15 protein-coding genes are annotated in these 16,633 nt (G+C 31.8%); 6 read left to right on the top strand and 9 right to left on the bottom strand.

From position 1 onward, the window contains the following. Positions 1-197 precede the first annotated feature (197 nt). Positions 198-1,277 (top strand): sensor histidine kinase, encoded by a 1,080-nt coding sequence (locus NNL09_RS20160; RefSeq protein ID WP_196910325.1) that lies wholly within the window; start codon positions 198-200, stop codon positions 1,275-1,277. Beyond that, on the top strand, positions 1,274-1,975 hold the full coding sequence (locus NNL09_RS20155; protein ID WP_196910143.1) for a LytTR family DNA-binding domain-containing protein: 702 nt from the start codon (positions 1,274-1,276) through the stop codon (positions 1,973-1,975). The genes NNL09_RS20160 and NNL09_RS20155 overlap by 4 nt, the downstream gene beginning before the upstream one ends. Positions 1,976-2,019: 44 nt before the next feature. Here the strand turns inward: NNL09_RS20155 and NNL09_RS20150 are convergent, their stop codons facing one another. From NNL09_RS20150 to NNL09_RS20140, 3 genes are all read right to left on the bottom strand, one after another. After that, complete coding sequence (locus NNL09_RS20150) at positions 2,020-2,400, bottom strand: hypothetical protein (protein WP_196910144.1); 381 nt, start codon at positions 2,398-2,400, stop codon at positions 2,020-2,022. Between the two features lie 286 nt (positions 2,401-2,686). Then, positions 2,687-3,616 (bottom strand): PD40 domain-containing protein, encoded by a 930-nt coding sequence (locus tag NNL09_RS20145; protein ID WP_196910145.1) that lies wholly within the window; start codon positions 3,614-3,616, stop codon positions 2,687-2,689. Between the two features lie 49 nt (positions 3,617-3,665). Then, positions 3,666-6,065 carry a TonB-dependent receptor domain-containing protein gene (locus tag NNL09_RS20140; RefSeq protein WP_196910146.1) on the bottom strand — a complete coding sequence of 800 codons (2,400 nt, stop codon included), beginning with the start codon at positions 6,063-6,065 and terminating at the stop codon, positions 3,666-3,668. Between the two features lie 240 nt (positions 6,066-6,305). Here NNL09_RS20140 and NNL09_RS20135 point away from each other — a divergent pair, with 240 nt between their 5' ends. Both NNL09_RS20135 and NNL09_RS20130 read left to right on the top strand, forming a co-directional pair. Next, on the top strand, positions 6,306-7,985 hold the full coding sequence (locus NNL09_RS20135) for a histidine kinase (protein ID WP_025663876.1): 1,680 nt from the start codon (positions 6,306-6,308) through the stop codon (positions 7,983-7,985). Positions 7,986-7,989: 4 nt separating this feature from the next. Continuing rightward, entirely contained in the window at positions 7,990-8,688 is a 699-nt protein-coding gene (locus NNL09_RS20130) for a LytTR family DNA-binding domain-containing protein (RefSeq protein ID WP_025663875.1), read from the top strand. Between the two features lie 5 nt (positions 8,689-8,693). Here the strand turns inward: NNL09_RS20130 and NNL09_RS20125 are convergent, their stop codons facing one another. Together NNL09_RS20125 and NNL09_RS20120 are read right to left on the bottom strand one after the other, a co-directional pair. Then, positions 8,694-9,860 carry an MFS transporter gene (locus tag NNL09_RS20125; RefSeq protein ID WP_196910147.1) on the bottom strand — a complete coding sequence of 389 codons (1,167 nt, stop codon included), beginning with the start codon at positions 9,858-9,860 and terminating at the stop codon, positions 8,694-8,696. Further along, positions 9,853-10,440: an HD family hydrolase gene (locus NNL09_RS20120; RefSeq protein ID WP_196910148.1), complete on the bottom strand. Its 588-nt coding sequence runs from the start codon at positions 10,438-10,440 to the stop codon at positions 9,853-9,855. Before NNL09_RS20120 ends, NNL09_RS20125 begins: the two co-directional genes overlap by 8 nt. A gap of 92 nt (positions 10,441-10,532) precedes the next feature. On the opposite strand from NNL09_RS20120, the gene NNL09_RS20115 reads away from it, so the two are divergent. Further along, positions 10,533-11,102, top strand: a complete 570-nt coding sequence (locus tag NNL09_RS20115) for a Crp/Fnr family transcriptional regulator (RefSeq protein ID WP_196910326.1) — start codon at positions 10,533-10,535, stop codon at positions 11,100-11,102. 11 nt (positions 11,103-11,113) lie between these two features. Beyond that, positions 11,114-11,968, top strand: a complete 855-nt coding sequence (gene rlmF / locus NNL09_RS20110; RefSeq protein ID WP_196910149.1) for a 23S rRNA (adenine(1618)-N(6))-methyltransferase RlmF — start codon at positions 11,114-11,116, stop codon at positions 11,966-11,968. A gap of 3 nt (positions 11,969-11,971) precedes the next feature. On the opposite strand, the gene NNL09_RS20105 is transcribed toward rlmF, so the two are convergent. The 4 genes from NNL09_RS20105 to NNL09_RS20090 form a co-directional block, all read right to left on the bottom strand. Beyond that, the gene (locus NNL09_RS20105; RefSeq protein WP_025663870.1) at positions 11,972-13,525 is read right to left on the bottom strand and encodes a DEAD/DEAH box helicase; all 1,554 of its coding nucleotides are present in this window, start codon (positions 13,523-13,525) and stop codon (positions 11,972-11,974) included. A gap of 169 nt (positions 13,526-13,694) precedes the next feature. Continuing rightward, positions 13,695-13,886 (bottom strand): cold-shock protein, encoded by a 192-nt coding sequence (locus NNL09_RS20100; RefSeq protein ID WP_025663869.1) that lies wholly within the window; start codon positions 13,884-13,886, stop codon positions 13,695-13,697. A gap of 85 nt (positions 13,887-13,971) precedes the next feature. Continuing rightward, positions 13,972-15,282, bottom strand: a complete 1,311-nt coding sequence (locus tag NNL09_RS20095) for a DEAD/DEAH box helicase (RefSeq protein WP_196910150.1) — start codon at positions 15,280-15,282, stop codon at positions 13,972-13,974. Between the two features lie 5 nt (positions 15,283-15,287). Continuing rightward, positions 15,288-16,628, bottom strand: coding sequence for a DEAD/DEAH box helicase (locus NNL09_RS20090; RefSeq protein WP_196910151.1), 1,341 nt, complete (start codon positions 16,626-16,628; stop codon positions 15,288-15,290). Positions 16,629-16,633: the final 5 nt, after the last annotated feature.

Below are 16,633 nucleotides of genomic sequence, written 5' to 3'. Positions count from 1 at the left end.
CTTTTGACAGGTATTAAGTGACTTCATCACACTTTTCTCGAAGTTGAAACCTGTATAAGGTATGTTTATCAACTTCTTTGGTTGTACCATTTTATTACCCTAGTTTTGGGTATATGATGTTATTATTTAGAAAATATAGACGAACGATATTCTCCCTTGGGATATCCATTTTTTTATGGTTTATAGGAATAATCTGTATGGCTTCGGGTATCGAGCTTACAGGTACCTTATTCGTTTTTTTGGCAGTTAGTAGTATTGGGTATTTACTGCTCTCCTGGTTATTCAATAGAAAAAAACAAAGAAATTCCTCTCGACTATGGTCAAAAAATGAAATTAGAATCACCACAGTCCTAACGGGATTAACATGCTTTATCGGAATATTTGAATCTCACCCAAATCAACCCGTATTTACAGCAGTTTTTACTTTATTATTTATTTATATTTTAATCTTTGGTATTGTACTTATCAGAAATTACTACCTCCAGAAAAAAGGAGCTCCCACTATTTCTAAATCGGTTATAAAAAAAATAGTCTTTTGGTCTTTTGTAATTGGTGGAGGAAGGATTTTGATATTACTCGAAGAATATGAGAACAATGATGTATTGGTTATTATAGTCTTCATCTATTTTCCACTAATCATTTTTTTAACAATTCGATGGGTTTTCAAACAAATAAAATCGATTTTAACTTTAAAAAATGAAAAAGCAAAAACCGAACTATTGCATTTAAAAAGCCAGGTCAACCCACATTTCTTTTTTAATATGCTTAATAACTTATACGGTTGGGTAGATAAAGATTCAAAAAAAGCAAAAGAATTGATTCTTAAGCTGTCTGATATGATGCGATATAGTATTTATGATGGCCAAAAAGACGTGGTTACCCTGGAAGAAGAAGTATCATATCTAAAAAATTATATAGAATTGCATAAGATGCGTTATCATAAAGCAATAAAAGTTAATTTTAATCTCCAGATTGAAAATGAAGGATATAAAGTGATGCCTTTACTATTTATTATACTTTTAGAAAATGCTTTCAAGCATGGTGTAGAAAATTTAAGAGAGAATGCTTATGTAGATGTTAATATGATTGCCAAAGAAAATGAAATACATTTTGAAGTTGAGAATAATTTTGATCCATCAGAAAATACTGAACAACCAGGAATTGGTTTAAATAATTTGGAACGAAGACTTGAACTTGTGTATCCTAAGAAACATTCTATATCGTATACCGTAACTGAAGATGTTTATAAAGCGCAACTAATACTAAATCAATTATGATCAAATACTTAATTGTTGATGATGAACATATAGCTCATGATATTATTAAAGGGTATTGTGATTTATTACCCAATATGAAATTGATGAAGAATTGCTATGATGCATTAGAAGCATTCGAATACTTAAACAAAAATCAGGTAGATTTAATTTTTCTGGATCTCAACATGCCAAAATTAAAAGGTTTCGAGTTCTTAAAAACATTACCCTCCCCTCCCAAAGTTATTGTAACTACAGCATATAAAGAATATGCTTTAGAAGGTTATGAGCTCAACATCTCTGATTATCTGCTAAAACCTTTTGGTTTCGAGCGATTTCTAAAAGCAGTAAACAAGGCGGTAAGCACCACTACTAGAGTACAACCTCCAACCGAAGTAGCTGGAAATAGTACTACAGCAGAAACAATTTTTCTTCATAGTAACAAAAAGTATATACAAGTAGTTATTGATACTATTCAATATATGGAAGCTGCAGGAAATTATACCAAAGTAATCACCACAACCCAAACTATAACCGTTAGAGAGAAAATTTCTGATCTGCTAGAATCATTGCCCAAAGATTATTTTTTACAGGTCCATAAATCATTTGCTGTAGCTGTAAAGCACATTAAAAGTATTGAAGGAAATAGGATATCTATTGGTAATGATGTTATTCCTATTGGGAAAATCTATAAAACAAATATTATTCAGTTATTGAAGTAATAATCGCTACAGGTTAAACAAAATTATGTATTTCATAAGAGCAATTAAGATGTTGATAGATTAGAATTACTCATTCCATGCAAAATTCTACAAATCATATATAAACAAACCCCTAACACAGGAGTAATTAATGTATTAGATATCCCTTGAAAGATTAATCCTGGGGCAATTCCTCCCGTTTTTCCAATAAAATAGAAACTGTGCATCAGCCCCAATAATAAAGACAAAACACTTAGAATAAGTACCCAAAAAGCAGCAGCCTCAATTTTTAGATTGTGATGCTTTATCAACTCCTGGTTTTTCTCATCCTTTTTAGTTTTTAGTTTTTTGAAAAAATGATACCCCGCTATAGCAGTACATATGCAAAAAGCAACAACGAACTTTAAATCTCCACTAGTAATAAATTCTGAAAAAGGCATTCTCATAATTGTAAAATTTGTATTTATATCTCTTCAAATTTAATAACCGAAGTGGTTGCTCTCAATGCTTTGTGATAAACGACAAGATTGAATCGAGTTTTAACAAGTTTGTGCTGTTTTTTGATTTAATACGATCAAAAAAATAAAAGCCTTACTGGATAGCAAGGCTTTTGAAATCATTTTTACATTTCTTCGTACTCTTATAATTTTAGGTGCTTTACTTGTTCTTTATATAGCATTGCCAGATATTTGATAATTAGTATTATATGTGTACAAATTTTATTGTTACTCTTTAATCAACTGGTCGTACTTTATCAATAACCTCTGTACTTACCCAATAAAAATTTGATAATCCTCCTTCTTCGTTATATCTGCCAAAAAACAAAAATTTACCATCTGGAGTAATACTAGGGCATGTTTCAGCAAAATTAGAATTTACTTCATTTCCAAGGTTAATTGGTTTTGTCCATGTTCCGTCTTTCTTCTTAAAATAGACATATATATCGCTTTTTCTTTGATCATCTTCTTTGTTTCTAGCATTTACCACTAAAAAATCTTGAGACGGGGAAATAAAACCATGAAAACCAGATTCAATTCCAACTTCGTGTACTTGAGGAAATTTGCCATTTTTATTAGGCGCATAATACATTTTTCGTTTTGATACATTGGTATAAAAAAGATCTCCATTTTTCGCTTCATTCGAATAAAAAACAAAATCTTCATTTATAGGCGAATCAAGCTGTATAGCATCACTCCAGGAATTCTCAAAACGGTTTACATACCAAGTTTTAACTGATTCTTTATGGTGAGGCGATGTAAAAGAGTCATGAGCTGCAAAATGAATCTTTTTACCATTAGGACTAACAAATGGATGCATTTCGCCAACTTTTTTACCTTTTGTAAAGTTTGCTTTTTTAGGACTTGTCCATTTTTTGTCTTCGAATTTTGAAAAATATATACTTGGATCTTCGTCTTTTTTATTAGCTGAAAAATATACTTCATCCAAATCAGGAGAAAACGAAATACCATGTTCATATCTTCCATTTATTGAAATAATTCCAGGAGCAAAAATTTCAGGAATTAAGCCTGGAGGTTTTTGACCAAAATAAGATACTTCTGTAGTTAGTAAATCATCACCTTTTGGTTTATGATTTTTAGTATTACAAGCATTTAAAAATAGTGCAAATACAAGTGTTAAAAATATAAAGTTGTAATTTCTCATTATTATAATGTTTTGTACTATATAAACAATAATATAGTTATGTATCCGATTAATTTCTATTACTTCGCTGTACTCGTCGGGTTTTGTGTCCGGATTTACCATTAAACTTATATACAAAACTCAATGACCATCTCGCACCATTACGACTTCTCATCTGGTTTACAAAAAAATCTGTTCCAGTTATCTCCTCTCGGGTTTTACGACTATCAAAAACATTACTAACATTAAAAATTAAGTTTCCACGATTTTTAAATAGTTTTTTACTTGCCCCAAGATTTAAATAAGAAATTGATTTTCTTTTGGATTGAGCATTACCTCTTTCTCCCTGGTGATTAAATCTACTTTGAATTGAAATCCCATGTTTAAGTTTTATTCTAGTACTTAAAGAAGTCTGCCATGTTTCGTCAGAAAAGTCAAGTTTTTGTGTGCCAGCTATACCTTCCTGGTCAAAGCGATAGGCATTAAAATCTCCATTAAAACTAAGCCATTTTAAAGGATTGTACGACGCCGAAAGTTCAAAACCATATCGTTTTTCTAAATCTAAATTGATAATAGTACTTACAAAAACACCATCATCATTCTGAGTAGTATACCATTGTGTGTCATCTGTAGTATAGGAATAGTAAATACTTGGGTTTATGGTGAACTTGGTTCCTTTTTGCAAAAGCGATAGCTCTACAGCATCTGTAAATGCAGATTTTAATGTTGGATTACCAAAAAATCGAGCGTTAAAATCTTCAAGCTCAGAAAATGGATTTAACTGCCATAGCGATGGTCTGTTTATTCTTTTACTATAGCTTAACTGAAAATTTGTGTTTTCACCAATAGCATATCCTAAGTTTAATGTAGGAAACAAATTAGTAAACGTATTAGTATTATTAAAACTACCCTCCTCATCTTTGATCTTAATATTAGTATCTTCGATTCGTAGCCCCAGTAAATAGCTGAACTTACCAATCTTACTTCCGTATTGAACGTACCCTCCAATAATTCGTTCATCATATGCTATCTCATTATCCAGATTATCTAATAATTGATAATCATCATTTACAAGTTCTTCGGCAATAAATCCATCGGTTACATGCCTGTTTTCAAATTTGGCTCCGATTTCCAATTTTGTTTTTTCTCCAAAAGGAGTTACTAAGTCAGATTGTAAAACAATATCATTATTTTTGTTTGTAGATTTTGTTCTCAAATTTGATATTGGGGTCATTATAGGAGTCTCTTTTTGAGTACGAACATTCCATTTTTTTGTACTATCCCAAAAATCATACTGTAGGTCAAAAGTTAATTTCCTTCCCTCTTTTGCAAAGGTTTTGGTATAATTCATTTCAAGTTGGTTATAGGATCTTTTTTCTTTAGAGTTTCCTAGCGTAGTCAATATACTATCAATTGCTGTTGTAGCAGAAGTATATCCATAAGAAAGTTTCGTTTCATCTGTATCTTCTGTTTGATTTCTAAAAAAAGCAGCTGTGATCGAATTATTTTTATTTAGATAGTAATCTGCTCCAACATAGATTAGTTTTCCATCATCATGTCTGTCCTGATCCTCGCGTTGGTCTAAATATACAGTGGTGTTATTTCTAATCGATCTTTGTTGTTTGGTATACTCTCCTTCATAATCTGTATATCGAATTCCGGCATTAGCAAAAAAATTAAACTTTTCTGCTTTATAGCTAAAACTACCATATAATCTATAATCATCTGGGGTTCCCACAACACCTCTTAATTGTCCTGTTAGCCCTCCTTTAGTATTCTTCTTAAGAATAATATTGATGATCCCTGCCGATCCAGACGCATCGTACCTTGCAGAAGGAGTAGTGATGACCTCTACCCGATCTACATTATCAGAAGGGATTTGTTCTAATGCCTGTGCAGATGTTAAACCAGAACGTCTGCCATTAATCAAAATAGTAACATTAGCATTACCCCTTAATTGTACCGTTCCTGATGGATCTACTGCAACCGATGGTACATTACCTAATACATCTGTAACCGAACCACTTTGTGATAATATATCTTTACCCACTTTAAATACCTTTTTGTCTAAACGTAAAGAAACTTGTGATACCTCGGTAGTAATTTTTACTTCATCAAGCGAAACTGTTTCTTCTAATAACAGGATTGGTTTTAGATTTATTTTCTGACGATTTTCTTTGATTTCTAATGGTTGTGAATGTCCTTTAAACCCGGTATATGTTACCTCTAAATTGTAATTTCCGACAGGAATATCCAAAATGGTATACACTCCTTCTTCGTTGGTGATTACTCCTTCAACTAATTGTTGTGTTGCATCTTTTAAAACTACTGATGCAAATGGTAACGATTCATTTGTCACGTTCTCAATTACTTTTCCGGTAACTTCTGCTTTTCCTGTTTTTGATTGTTGTGCCATAGTACAGGTTATTGAAAACCAAACTAGTATTAAGGCTTTTAAATTTTGTCTCATCTGTTTTACGTACTTGTTTTTTTAGTTATCAGATGGAATTACCAATATTCATTTAGATTTTCATTTTAATCTAATAGGTCATGGTATATCACATACTGTCGATTTTTAATTGATAGAGTAAAACTCGGTTTTAGTCTGTATCTTTTCAAGGTATTTTTCATCAACTGCTCTATATATGATTGAACAACTCTAAGAAGTCCTGTTTTTAAGTTAATTTTACTTGATACTATTTTACAATACATGAATTTTAAATTATTACACTATTTCCTTTTAGTATTCACTGTTCTGCTGGTAAGTTCTTGTTCTAGAGATCGTGTTTCTAAAACCAACGATTCTCGATATAAAATAGGAGATCGCCCAGAATGGGCTACCAAAAACTGGAATGACCAGCAATGGAAAAATAAAGCAGATGTAACGGAAGGAGAAGTTTTTTGGTCCAGAACCGAGGTTGAAATTACAAAGTCCCCCGAATCATTTCAGCATTATGGAGTATTTATAAATACTTTTGGAGAATACGATGTCTTTTGGGACGGGGTACTCATTGGTGAAAATGGAAACCCGGGACAAGAAACTACTCATGATCCGTCTGGTCAGTTATGGGCGACTTTTGGCATCCCTGACACTTTAGCAACAAAAGGATCTCACGTACTGGCATTACGAACTAGTCTATATTATTATCCTGATCATTCGAGAAAACTTTATGTATATGTAGATGATTATGATCACTTGGTAAGATCCGAGCTTATCAATACAGCTTTTATGCATATTTTTGCGGGTGCATTCTTATTAGCTTCGCTATATTTCTTTTTCCTTTTTTTAAGCGAAAACAAAGGATATCCAATCCTAATCTTTAGCATTAACTGTTTTCTCTTTTTTGCTTTAATTATGATGGAATATGTTAAATTCTATATTCCTATTCATTATAGTCAACATCATATTCGATTGGAAATTATAGGAGTTCTAACTTTTATTATTGCAATTTTGACACCACTATATTTTTCTTTGCAATTTCCATTTCCTAGACAAAAGATGATTTTATACATATATATTGGTGTTCTGATATTTGTATTTTCAATACAACATGAAAATCATGATTATACTGCTTATAACATGGCTATGACCATGTGGTTTTTTTCTTTTGGGATAGTGGTTTTTGGGATCTACAAAAGAATGAAAGGAGCTGTCATAGTACTATTGGCATTGCTCATATGTGCCCTCATAAATGCTATTACTTATTATGATATCAGTCTTTTTGCAGGTTTTGGTATTATCCTTCTAGGAATGTTTTATATCCTCTCTGTGAGAACAAAAGAGCAACGACTCGCTTATGAAGAATCTTTGGTACAATCTACTCGCCTTCGGCTAGAATTACTAAAAAAGAATATTCAACCACATTTTTTAATGAATACACTAACTTCATTGATAGATTGGGTTGAAGAATCACCACAAAAAGGAGTTGCTTTTATAGAAGCACTGGCTCAGGAATTTAAACTTTTTAACCAAATAGAAAATCAAACCTTAATTCCTATTGGTCAGGAAATAGAACTATGCCGTACACATCTTAATATTATGGAGTATCGAAAAGAAATAAAATATCATTGGGAAGAAGAAAATATAGATGCTGATCAAAAAATACCTCCGGCAATATTACATACCTTATTAGAAAATGGAATAACTCATAGCCTTCCTAATGATAATAATAGTATAACATTCAAATTAATTTTTGAAACCGGTGATACTTATAAAACCTATACATTTTTAACGATTGCCAAAGTGAGAGATGCAGAAAAAAAGGTAATAGAAGGTACCGGAATTAAATATATAAAAGCAAGACTAACAGAAAGCTATGCTTCGAAATGGAGTTTTTCTTCTGAAGCTATACCAAATGGTTGGAAAAACAGTATAAAAATAGACCACTAGCCCTATGAATATCTTAATAGTTGAAGATGAAGCCAGAATAGCCAAGAGAATTGAAAGAATGACCAGAGAATTCTTTACAAACACACTAGGCTCGTTGCACCGTGTAGAAGCACTGCCTGAAGCACTGGAGTTTATTAAAAGTAATTCGCTCGATCTAGTACTTTTGGATTTAAACCTTAATGGAGAAAATGGTTTTGACATCCTTGGCACGGCAGTTTCAGAATCATTTCATACTGTTATCATTTCTGCAAATAGTGAACGAGCAATATCAGCTTTTGAGTATGGAGTATTAGACTTTGTACCTAAGCCATTTAGCAAAGGTAGATTAGAGCAAGCCTTTAACAGAGTTTTATCAAAAGAAAAAACAGAAACCCATAAGGTCAAACTATTGGCTGTTAAGAAAAAAGGGAGAATACAATTGATCCCTATCGAAGATATATTGTTTATAAAAGGTGCAGGTGCATATACAGAACTATTCCTTACTAACGGAAAAAAAGAATTGCATGATAAATCTCTTGAAAAACTTCAACAATTATTACCAGATACTTTTGAACGTATTCATAAATCATATTTGATAAAAATATCAGAGATAAAAGAAATTATTGTAAAATCGGGTAGTAAGTATATTGCAGAATTAAAAAATGGAGAGCTTATTCCTATCGGAAGAACAAAATATAAGGATATAAAAGCAAAATGGCTTTAATATTTTTATGACTTCTCTTTAAGTTTATATATCATATAAATAAATGCTATAAAAACCATAAATGCGCACGCATACATAATGAGTGGAATTTTAGAAATTACATCTTGATAATACCATCCAGAAAAGAAAGCTCCCAAACCAATACCGGCTTCTAGCGCAATGTACATTGTAGCCATTGCTTTCCCTCTATGATTAGGGTCGCTCATATCTACGGTCCAGGCGTTTAATGTAGGAGACAGTACTCCCATTGCTAATCCGTAGAAAACTGCTGCAATAAGTAATCCATTAGTCGTATCTAGAAGGCCTATGAGAATTAATGCCAAAAACAAAACGATAAGACTTATAATAATGATAATTTTTCTTCCATAATTGTCTGATATTTTTCTTGTAACGAATCGAATACACAAAGAAGAAATAGTAAAAACAATAAAGAATGTTCCTTTATTCATGATTCCTAAATGATCACTCCAATCAGGAATTAAGGTTAAAATAACTCCAAAAGCGATATAACATAAAAACGTTACAATCGCCGACGGCAGAACTTCTATAGCAATGATGTCATTTTTCGAAATCCTGAGAATAGATTTATTAAAGTGCTGTTTGTTTTTTAGCGTTTCTTTTGCATTAACTATTAACGCGAAGGCTATGAAAGCAACTAGCGAAGAGCTATAGAATAGTACATCAAAAGAATAGTACATTTTAATAAAGCTCCCCAGAGCTGGCCCCAAAGCCAAGCCTGTTCCAAAGCATAAACCTTGTATCCCGAAAGCTTCTCCCCAACGTTCTTTGGGAACAATATCTGCTATGTACGCAGAAATTGCTGTCGGACTGAAGCCCGTAGAGAAGCCATGTAATAGTCTTAAAAAAAGAAAACCAGAAATAGTAGTTAATACAGGGTATAAAAAACCACATATTAAGCATACAATTACACCAATAGTCATTACTGGTTTGCGCCCGATTGTATCTGTAATTTTACCACTAAAAGGCCTTGATAACCCTGCTGTAAGTGTAAATAAAGAAATGATTAACCCTTTATACTCTGCCCCACCAAGATTACTTAAATATGCAGGTAATTCTGGGATTAACATATTATAGCTCGCTGAAAAGAATAAGGAACTTAAGCAAATCAAAGCAAAATTAATCGTATAAATAGAATGTTTCTGATTAATCATCCAATACGACTTTATAATATTTATTAACTAATAATTCAGAATATTCCCACAAGCTATTAGAACCTTTATTTATGGTCTTTGTCTTTTCATATACTTTCTCGTATTCAACATCAAAATCACGCCATGTACCACCATTATTAGAGTCATTTTGAAGAGTAGGCTCGAATCTATCTAATGTTTTAGCAAATTTTGCCTCATTAGTTTTTCCTTCTTCAAACTCTAACCAAATTTCAATAAGTTCCTTTGATTGTTCCTCTGGAAGTATTCCGAATATTCGTTTGGCAGATTTTAGTTCTTCTTCGGTATTTGTATGATTTTTTACCGTATCATAGATAAAAATATCACCTGTATCAATTTCAACAATATCATGAATCAATACCATTTTTAAAACTTTGAGAATATCGATAGGTGCGTTAGAATGCTCTCCTAAAATAAGTACCATCATTGCCAAATGCCAGCTGTGTTCTGCATCATTTTCGCGTCTATCACTGTTAAATAATTTGGTTTGGCGTTGTATATATTTTATTTTATCGATTTCTTTAATAAATTCTATTTGTTTTAATAATCTTTCCATTTGCATTATTTTATCCCTTTTTTATTGTATAATTTTACTGGGTTCAAAGAAATAATTTGTAATGTTAAATAAAAAGGACAAATGTCCGAGAACAAAAAATGATAAGAACAGACCAGGAATTATTGGATTATATAGATATTCTTTGTCGTTTGGATATTAATTATTTTTTTGAAGAAAGATTTCTGCCAAAACAAAAAATAATAGAACAAGATAAAAGATACGCTTCGGTTTTTATTATTAAGGAAGGTATTGCAAAATGTTATTTATCTGATGAGAATGGAAAAGATTTTATTCAGGAATTCCTTGGTAAAGGAATGAAGTTTGGAGAATTAGAAGTTTTTAGTGGTAAACTAAGTTTTTGTAGTATTGAAGCCATCACGAGGTTGGAAGTTTATAAAATCTCTTATACCCATTTTAATTACTTATTAGAGCATGATAAAAGATTTAACCGGTTAGTTATGAAAGCAATGGCGATTAAAATTGGGTATAAAGCTCCAAGACACTCTTACCAGCAATCCTATACCATAGAAGATAATATTTTAAAGCTTAAAGAAGCTTTTCCAGAGCTTACCGAAGTAATTTCTAAAAAAGATATCGCTAATTATATGGGGATTACTTTAAGAAGTTTAAACAGGGTATTGATGAAATTAAACGAGAAAAAACAATAAATTAAGTAAGCGTGCATCCTAATAATATTCATAACAAGCCATATGATTTTGAGACACTCACTACCACACACAATGCATTAGAAAATTTTGTATTTATCAATACATTTGGAAACAGCACCATAGATTTCTCTAACCAAAAAGCAGTTTTAGAACTAAATAAAGCTCTTTTAAAACATCATTACGGATTAAAGGATTGGAGTATACCAGAAGGTTATCTCTGCCCTCCTATTCCGGGGAGAGTGGATTACATACATCATTTAGCTGATATGCTGGCAAAAGAAGGAGGTACTACCCAAATAAAGGGTTTAGATATTGGCATGGGTGCTAATTGCATTTACCCTATTTTGGGCGCACAAGTATATAATTGGCATATGGTAGGAGCAGATATTGATGAAAACGCGGTGATATCTGCAAAAAATAATATTAAAATAAATCAACAGCTGACTGATACTATTGAAATAAGGCACCAGACTAACAATGCGAATATATTTGAAGGAATTATAAAAAACGAGGAATTCTTTGATTTTACGATGTGCAATCCTCCATTTCATGTTTCGCAAAAAGAAGCTTCTAGGGGAACACTTAGAAAGTTAAAGAATTTAGGTATTACAGAACATAATGAGCTTAATTTTGGAGGGCAGGCCAATGAACTCTGGTGTAATGGTGGTGAAGCCTTATTTTTAAAACGAATGATCAAACAAAGCGTTGCTTTTGCCAGGCAAGTAGGTTTTTTTACAAGTCTCGTTTCTAAAAAAGAACACTTACCGAAATTAGAGAAACAATTAGATAAACTGAAAGCAACACATACTACCATTGCAATGGAGCAGGGTAATAAAAAAAGCCGTTTTATTATTTGGAAATTTTAGATACTAATCTTCTGGCGGTCTACCATGAATTTCTTCAAATAAAGTATCAAAATTATCGCGTAAATATGTATTCAGTTTCTTTCGGTAATCATCTTTTAACCAGGTTAAAAAATTATGAGTACTCTTACTAATACATTTGGCATAGGCTTGAATTCTATAATTAATATCTTCCCCCAGCATTTTAGCTAATCCTAATGCATCATAAATATCTTCACTATTTTCGATACATATCTTGGCATGTTGAGCTATCGATTGCTCTAATACAACCTTAGATGATTGGCCATTTTTTACAGATTGTATATATGTATCTTTGATATCAAAATATACTTCTTCAGAATTAGCAAACTCTGCTCTTAACTCCTCTGGCATCTCATGTTTAAATTTACTTTCAATCTCCTCATCATTAAGGAGTTTGTCCATATAGTAATTTGGAGAATTAAATATTTTTTGCCAATCCAAATCTGCACCCCAAGGTCCAAAACGATATAGGTTATTCCCCAGATCAATTACAGAAAATTTAGATTTATTTTTTAGGATACGAGAACCACGACCAATCATTTGATAATACAAAGTCAAAGATTTAGTAGCTCTATTCAAGATAATAGTATCTACCGTAGGTTCGTCAAATCCGGTAGTTAAGATACTTACCGATGTTAAAATCGCATTAGGTGTTTCTTTAAACCATTTTAGGATTTGATTTCTTTGCTTTTTTGTAGCAGTATTATCTAAGTGTGCAATAGGAAACCCTGCTGCTCTAAATGTATCAAAAACATGTAATGAAGTATTGATTCCATTATTAAAAATTAGCGTTTTCTTACCTAGAGAATGTTTTTTATATGCATCTAGTAATTTACCCAGCATATCCTGATTTGTGTACAGGTCTTCTGATGATTTTACAGTATAATCCCCATTAGATCCAACTTCTAAAGAGGTTAACCCCATATTATAAGCAAAGACTTCTGCTCGGGCAAGAAATTCATTTTCAATTAAAGATTCTATTGTTTCGCCAACAATTAGTTCGTTATAGTTATCCTTCATCGGCAATTTCATATTCGAACTTAACGGTGTAGCTGTAACTCCTAAAATAAAAGATTTTTCGAAAAACTTAAATAATTTGGTAAAAGAATTATAATGTGCTTCATCAATAATAACTAAACCTATGTCTGAGATATCAAGTTTATCTTCATTTAATCTATTATTTAAAGTTTCGACCATAGCTACAAAACAGCTATACTCCTCTTGATCATCCAGGTTTGCCTTACTATCAACTACTTTATTTATTACCCCAAATCCAGTAAGCATTTTAGATGTTTGTTTACACAACTCTATACGATGTGTCATCACCAATACTTTTTTGTTATGATGTTTAAGGTATTGTCTTACTATTTCAGAAAAAATCACTGTCTTACCACCACCGGTTGGTAGTTGATATAACAAGTGATAGTCTTCGGGTGCATCTTCAAAGCTTTTAAAAATCTTATTGATTGCTCCTTTTTGGTAACTGTATAATTCTTTTCCGGTTTTTCTTTCTTCTGACTCTGTAGTCATCTCAGACATAACTTTCTGTTTTTTTAGGGCTGTAAAATTAATGTCTTTCGGGAGTTTTGAAAGGATTTTATCTTAAAAAATAATAAACTTTATAAGAAATGTTCTTTCAGCGTGTTATAAAGAAAGAGACCTATCAATAATGATAGACCTCTTTATTACAAAATTTAAGCGTATATGTTTAGATAACTTTTACGTTTACTGCATTCAATCCTTTTTTACCTTCTTTAAGATCATATTCAACTTCATCACCCTCACGAATTTCATCTACTAATCCTGAAATGTGAACAAAATGCTCTTTGTTTGAACCTTCTTCTTTAATAAAACCGAAACCTTTGGCATCGTTGAAGAATTTTACTGTTCCTTTACTCATTGTAATATAATTTAATTTTAATAATTATAGTATGCATTTCAAATATGATGCCATGAATTTATAAGCAATGAAACTGTGTTTCTTTCTAGATACTGGTTACTCTTATTTTTTTCTTCTTTAATCTACTATTATTCAATGTTGCAACTAATTCATCGGCTATAGAAACAGGAACAGCAACAAACGTACAATCTTGTTTTAACTCTATAACTCCTAATTGATCTTTATTAATTTTACCTTGTTTAAAGAATAACCCAGCGATATCTGCTTTAGAGATTTTATCCTTTCTACCTCCAGAAATAAATAAAGTTTGCCAGTATTGCGGTTTTCGTATAGATTCCTTGGTAATTGTTTCTATTTCTGCGTTCTCAATAAAATCTGGTAAACTTTCCTTTTCCCATTTCAAAACATAAGCAGTTCCTTTAGCATTTACTCTGGCTGTTCTGCCGTTTCGATGTGTAAATTCTTCGACTTTTAGAGGAAGCTGATAATGAACAATATATTTTATCTCTGGGATATCTATTCCTCTTGCAGCCAAATCGGTGGCAATAATGATCTGGTGGGTTCCGTTTCTAAATTTGATTAAAGAACGTTCTCTATCTTTTTGTTCCATTCCTCCATAAAAACAACCGTGACTGATATTATTCTTATTCAAGAAGTTACTCACTTCACTTATAGTGTCTTTTAGATTACAAAATATAATTCCGGGTTGATTACCTAACTGATTTAATAACGCAACAAGAGTATTTAATTTGTTTTTTGAAGGGGATACTACTGTTTTTATTGTTAAATTAGAAACACCATCTCCTAAGTAATCAATAATAGTCGGGTTTTCTAATCTCACAAAATCTGGAATATCTATTTCTTGTGTAGCAGAGGTTAATATTCGTTTATTTATTCCTTGCAGCTCATTTATAATACCTCTCATTTCATATTCAAAACCTACTTCTAATGACTTGTCAAATTCATCTAGAACTAATGTTTTTATACTTTCTTTAGAAAAACGTTCTCTACTAAAATGATCTGCAATTCTACCTGGGGTGCCAATAAGAATTGCCGGAGTATGTTTTAGTTCTATTTTATCTTTGGAGATAGAGCGACCACCATATACTGCATTTACTTTATATCCTGATCCCATTTCTCTAACTACTTGTTCTATTTGAATAGCTAATTCTCTTGAAGGTACCAAAACTAAAGCTTGTATCTCTTTACATTCTGGATCCAAATTAGCAATAATCGGCAATAAAAATGCCAGAGTTTTACCTGTTCCAGTAGGAGAAAGTATAATTGTATTTTCGGTTTCTTCAATGGCAACAAGAGCATCTTCCTGCATTGAGTTCAAACACTTAATATTTAATTTATCAAGAATATGCTGTTGCTTTTTAATAATATTTGCCATACGTTTTACTTCTTTTTCTTCTTAGGTATTTCTGTTTTTGTAATGATAGAATTTTTATGTTGTGCAAGGTAATTTGCTAACATTTTTTCTATCAACTCCTCTTTAGTAAGGTGATGAAAGACCGTTTTGATTTTGTCTTTAAACTCAGTAGATACTGTATGGTTGGGTTTGGTTTTAAATATTTTCTTTGCCCATAAAAGTCCATTATTCTCTTCTATACTTTGTTCATTAGCTTTTTTAAATTCTTTAAAAGCTATACCTAAAACAGATTCAAATTCTGTTATATCTTCTACTTCTTCTTGTTGTAATATCGTTAAAGATAGTCCCTTTGCCCCTGCTCTTGCTGTTCTTCCACTTCGATGTACATAAGTATCATAAACATCTGGTAAATGATAATTGACTACATATGATATTTCTTTAATATCAATTCCTCTAGCAGCCAAGTCTGTAGCAACAAGAATATCTATATGTCCTTCTCTAAATTGACCCATAATTCTATCACGAATCGGTTGTGATAAGCTACCATGTAGTGCTCCAGAAGAAAATTTATTAATCGCCAGATTCTTTGCCAGCTTATTTACGGCTGCTTTCGTTTTGCAAAAAATAATACCTCGCTCTCCTTCTTTTGAACTAAGAAAATGCATTAGTACTTCTAATTTTTCTATAGGCTCAACAACAACATATTTGTGATCTATACCTTGATGTCCAACGGTTTCCATATCAGCACTTACTTGAATAATGTGCTTAGACATATAATTTTGTATCATCTGTTTTATGGTTCCTGGCATTGTAGCAGTAAACAGAATGGTTCTTCTCTTTTTTGGTAGCGCCGTAACTATTTTATCCAAATCTTCTTTTAAAGATTTTACCATTTCATCTGCCTCATCTAGAACCAAATAGTTAGCATTTTTAATATCAATAGCATTACGATTAAGTAAATCAATTAAACGACCAGGAGTTGCAATAACTATATGGGTTGTATCAGTTAAACGTTCTATTTGAGGTTTGATAGGAATTCCTCCACACACAGAAACAATAGAAATATCAGGTAAGTACTTAATAAAAGATGTTAAATCGCTATGAATCTGATGCCCTAATTCTCTGGTCGGAGCTAATATTACCGCCTGAATACTTGGATTACTTGCATCAATCATTTGCAACAACGGCAATCCGAATGCAGCTGTTTTTCCTGTTCCGGTTTTGGCCAAACCAACAAAATCATCCTTCTTCTGTAATAAAATAGGAATTGATTTTTCCTGAATATCGGTTGGTGTAGAAAAGTTTAGATCTACTAAACTTTTTTGTAATGGAACTAAAACTCCTAAATCAGAAAACTGTCTTGACATAAAAT

The organism is Aquimarina sp. EL_43 (assembly GCF_943422735.1).
Taxonomy (GTDB): domain Bacteria; phylum Bacteroidota; class Bacteroidia; order Flavobacteriales; family Flavobacteriaceae; genus Aquimarina; species Aquimarina megaterium.
Note: the sequence above shows the minus strand (reverse complement) of the source record. Positions and strands in the feature narration are given on the sequence as shown.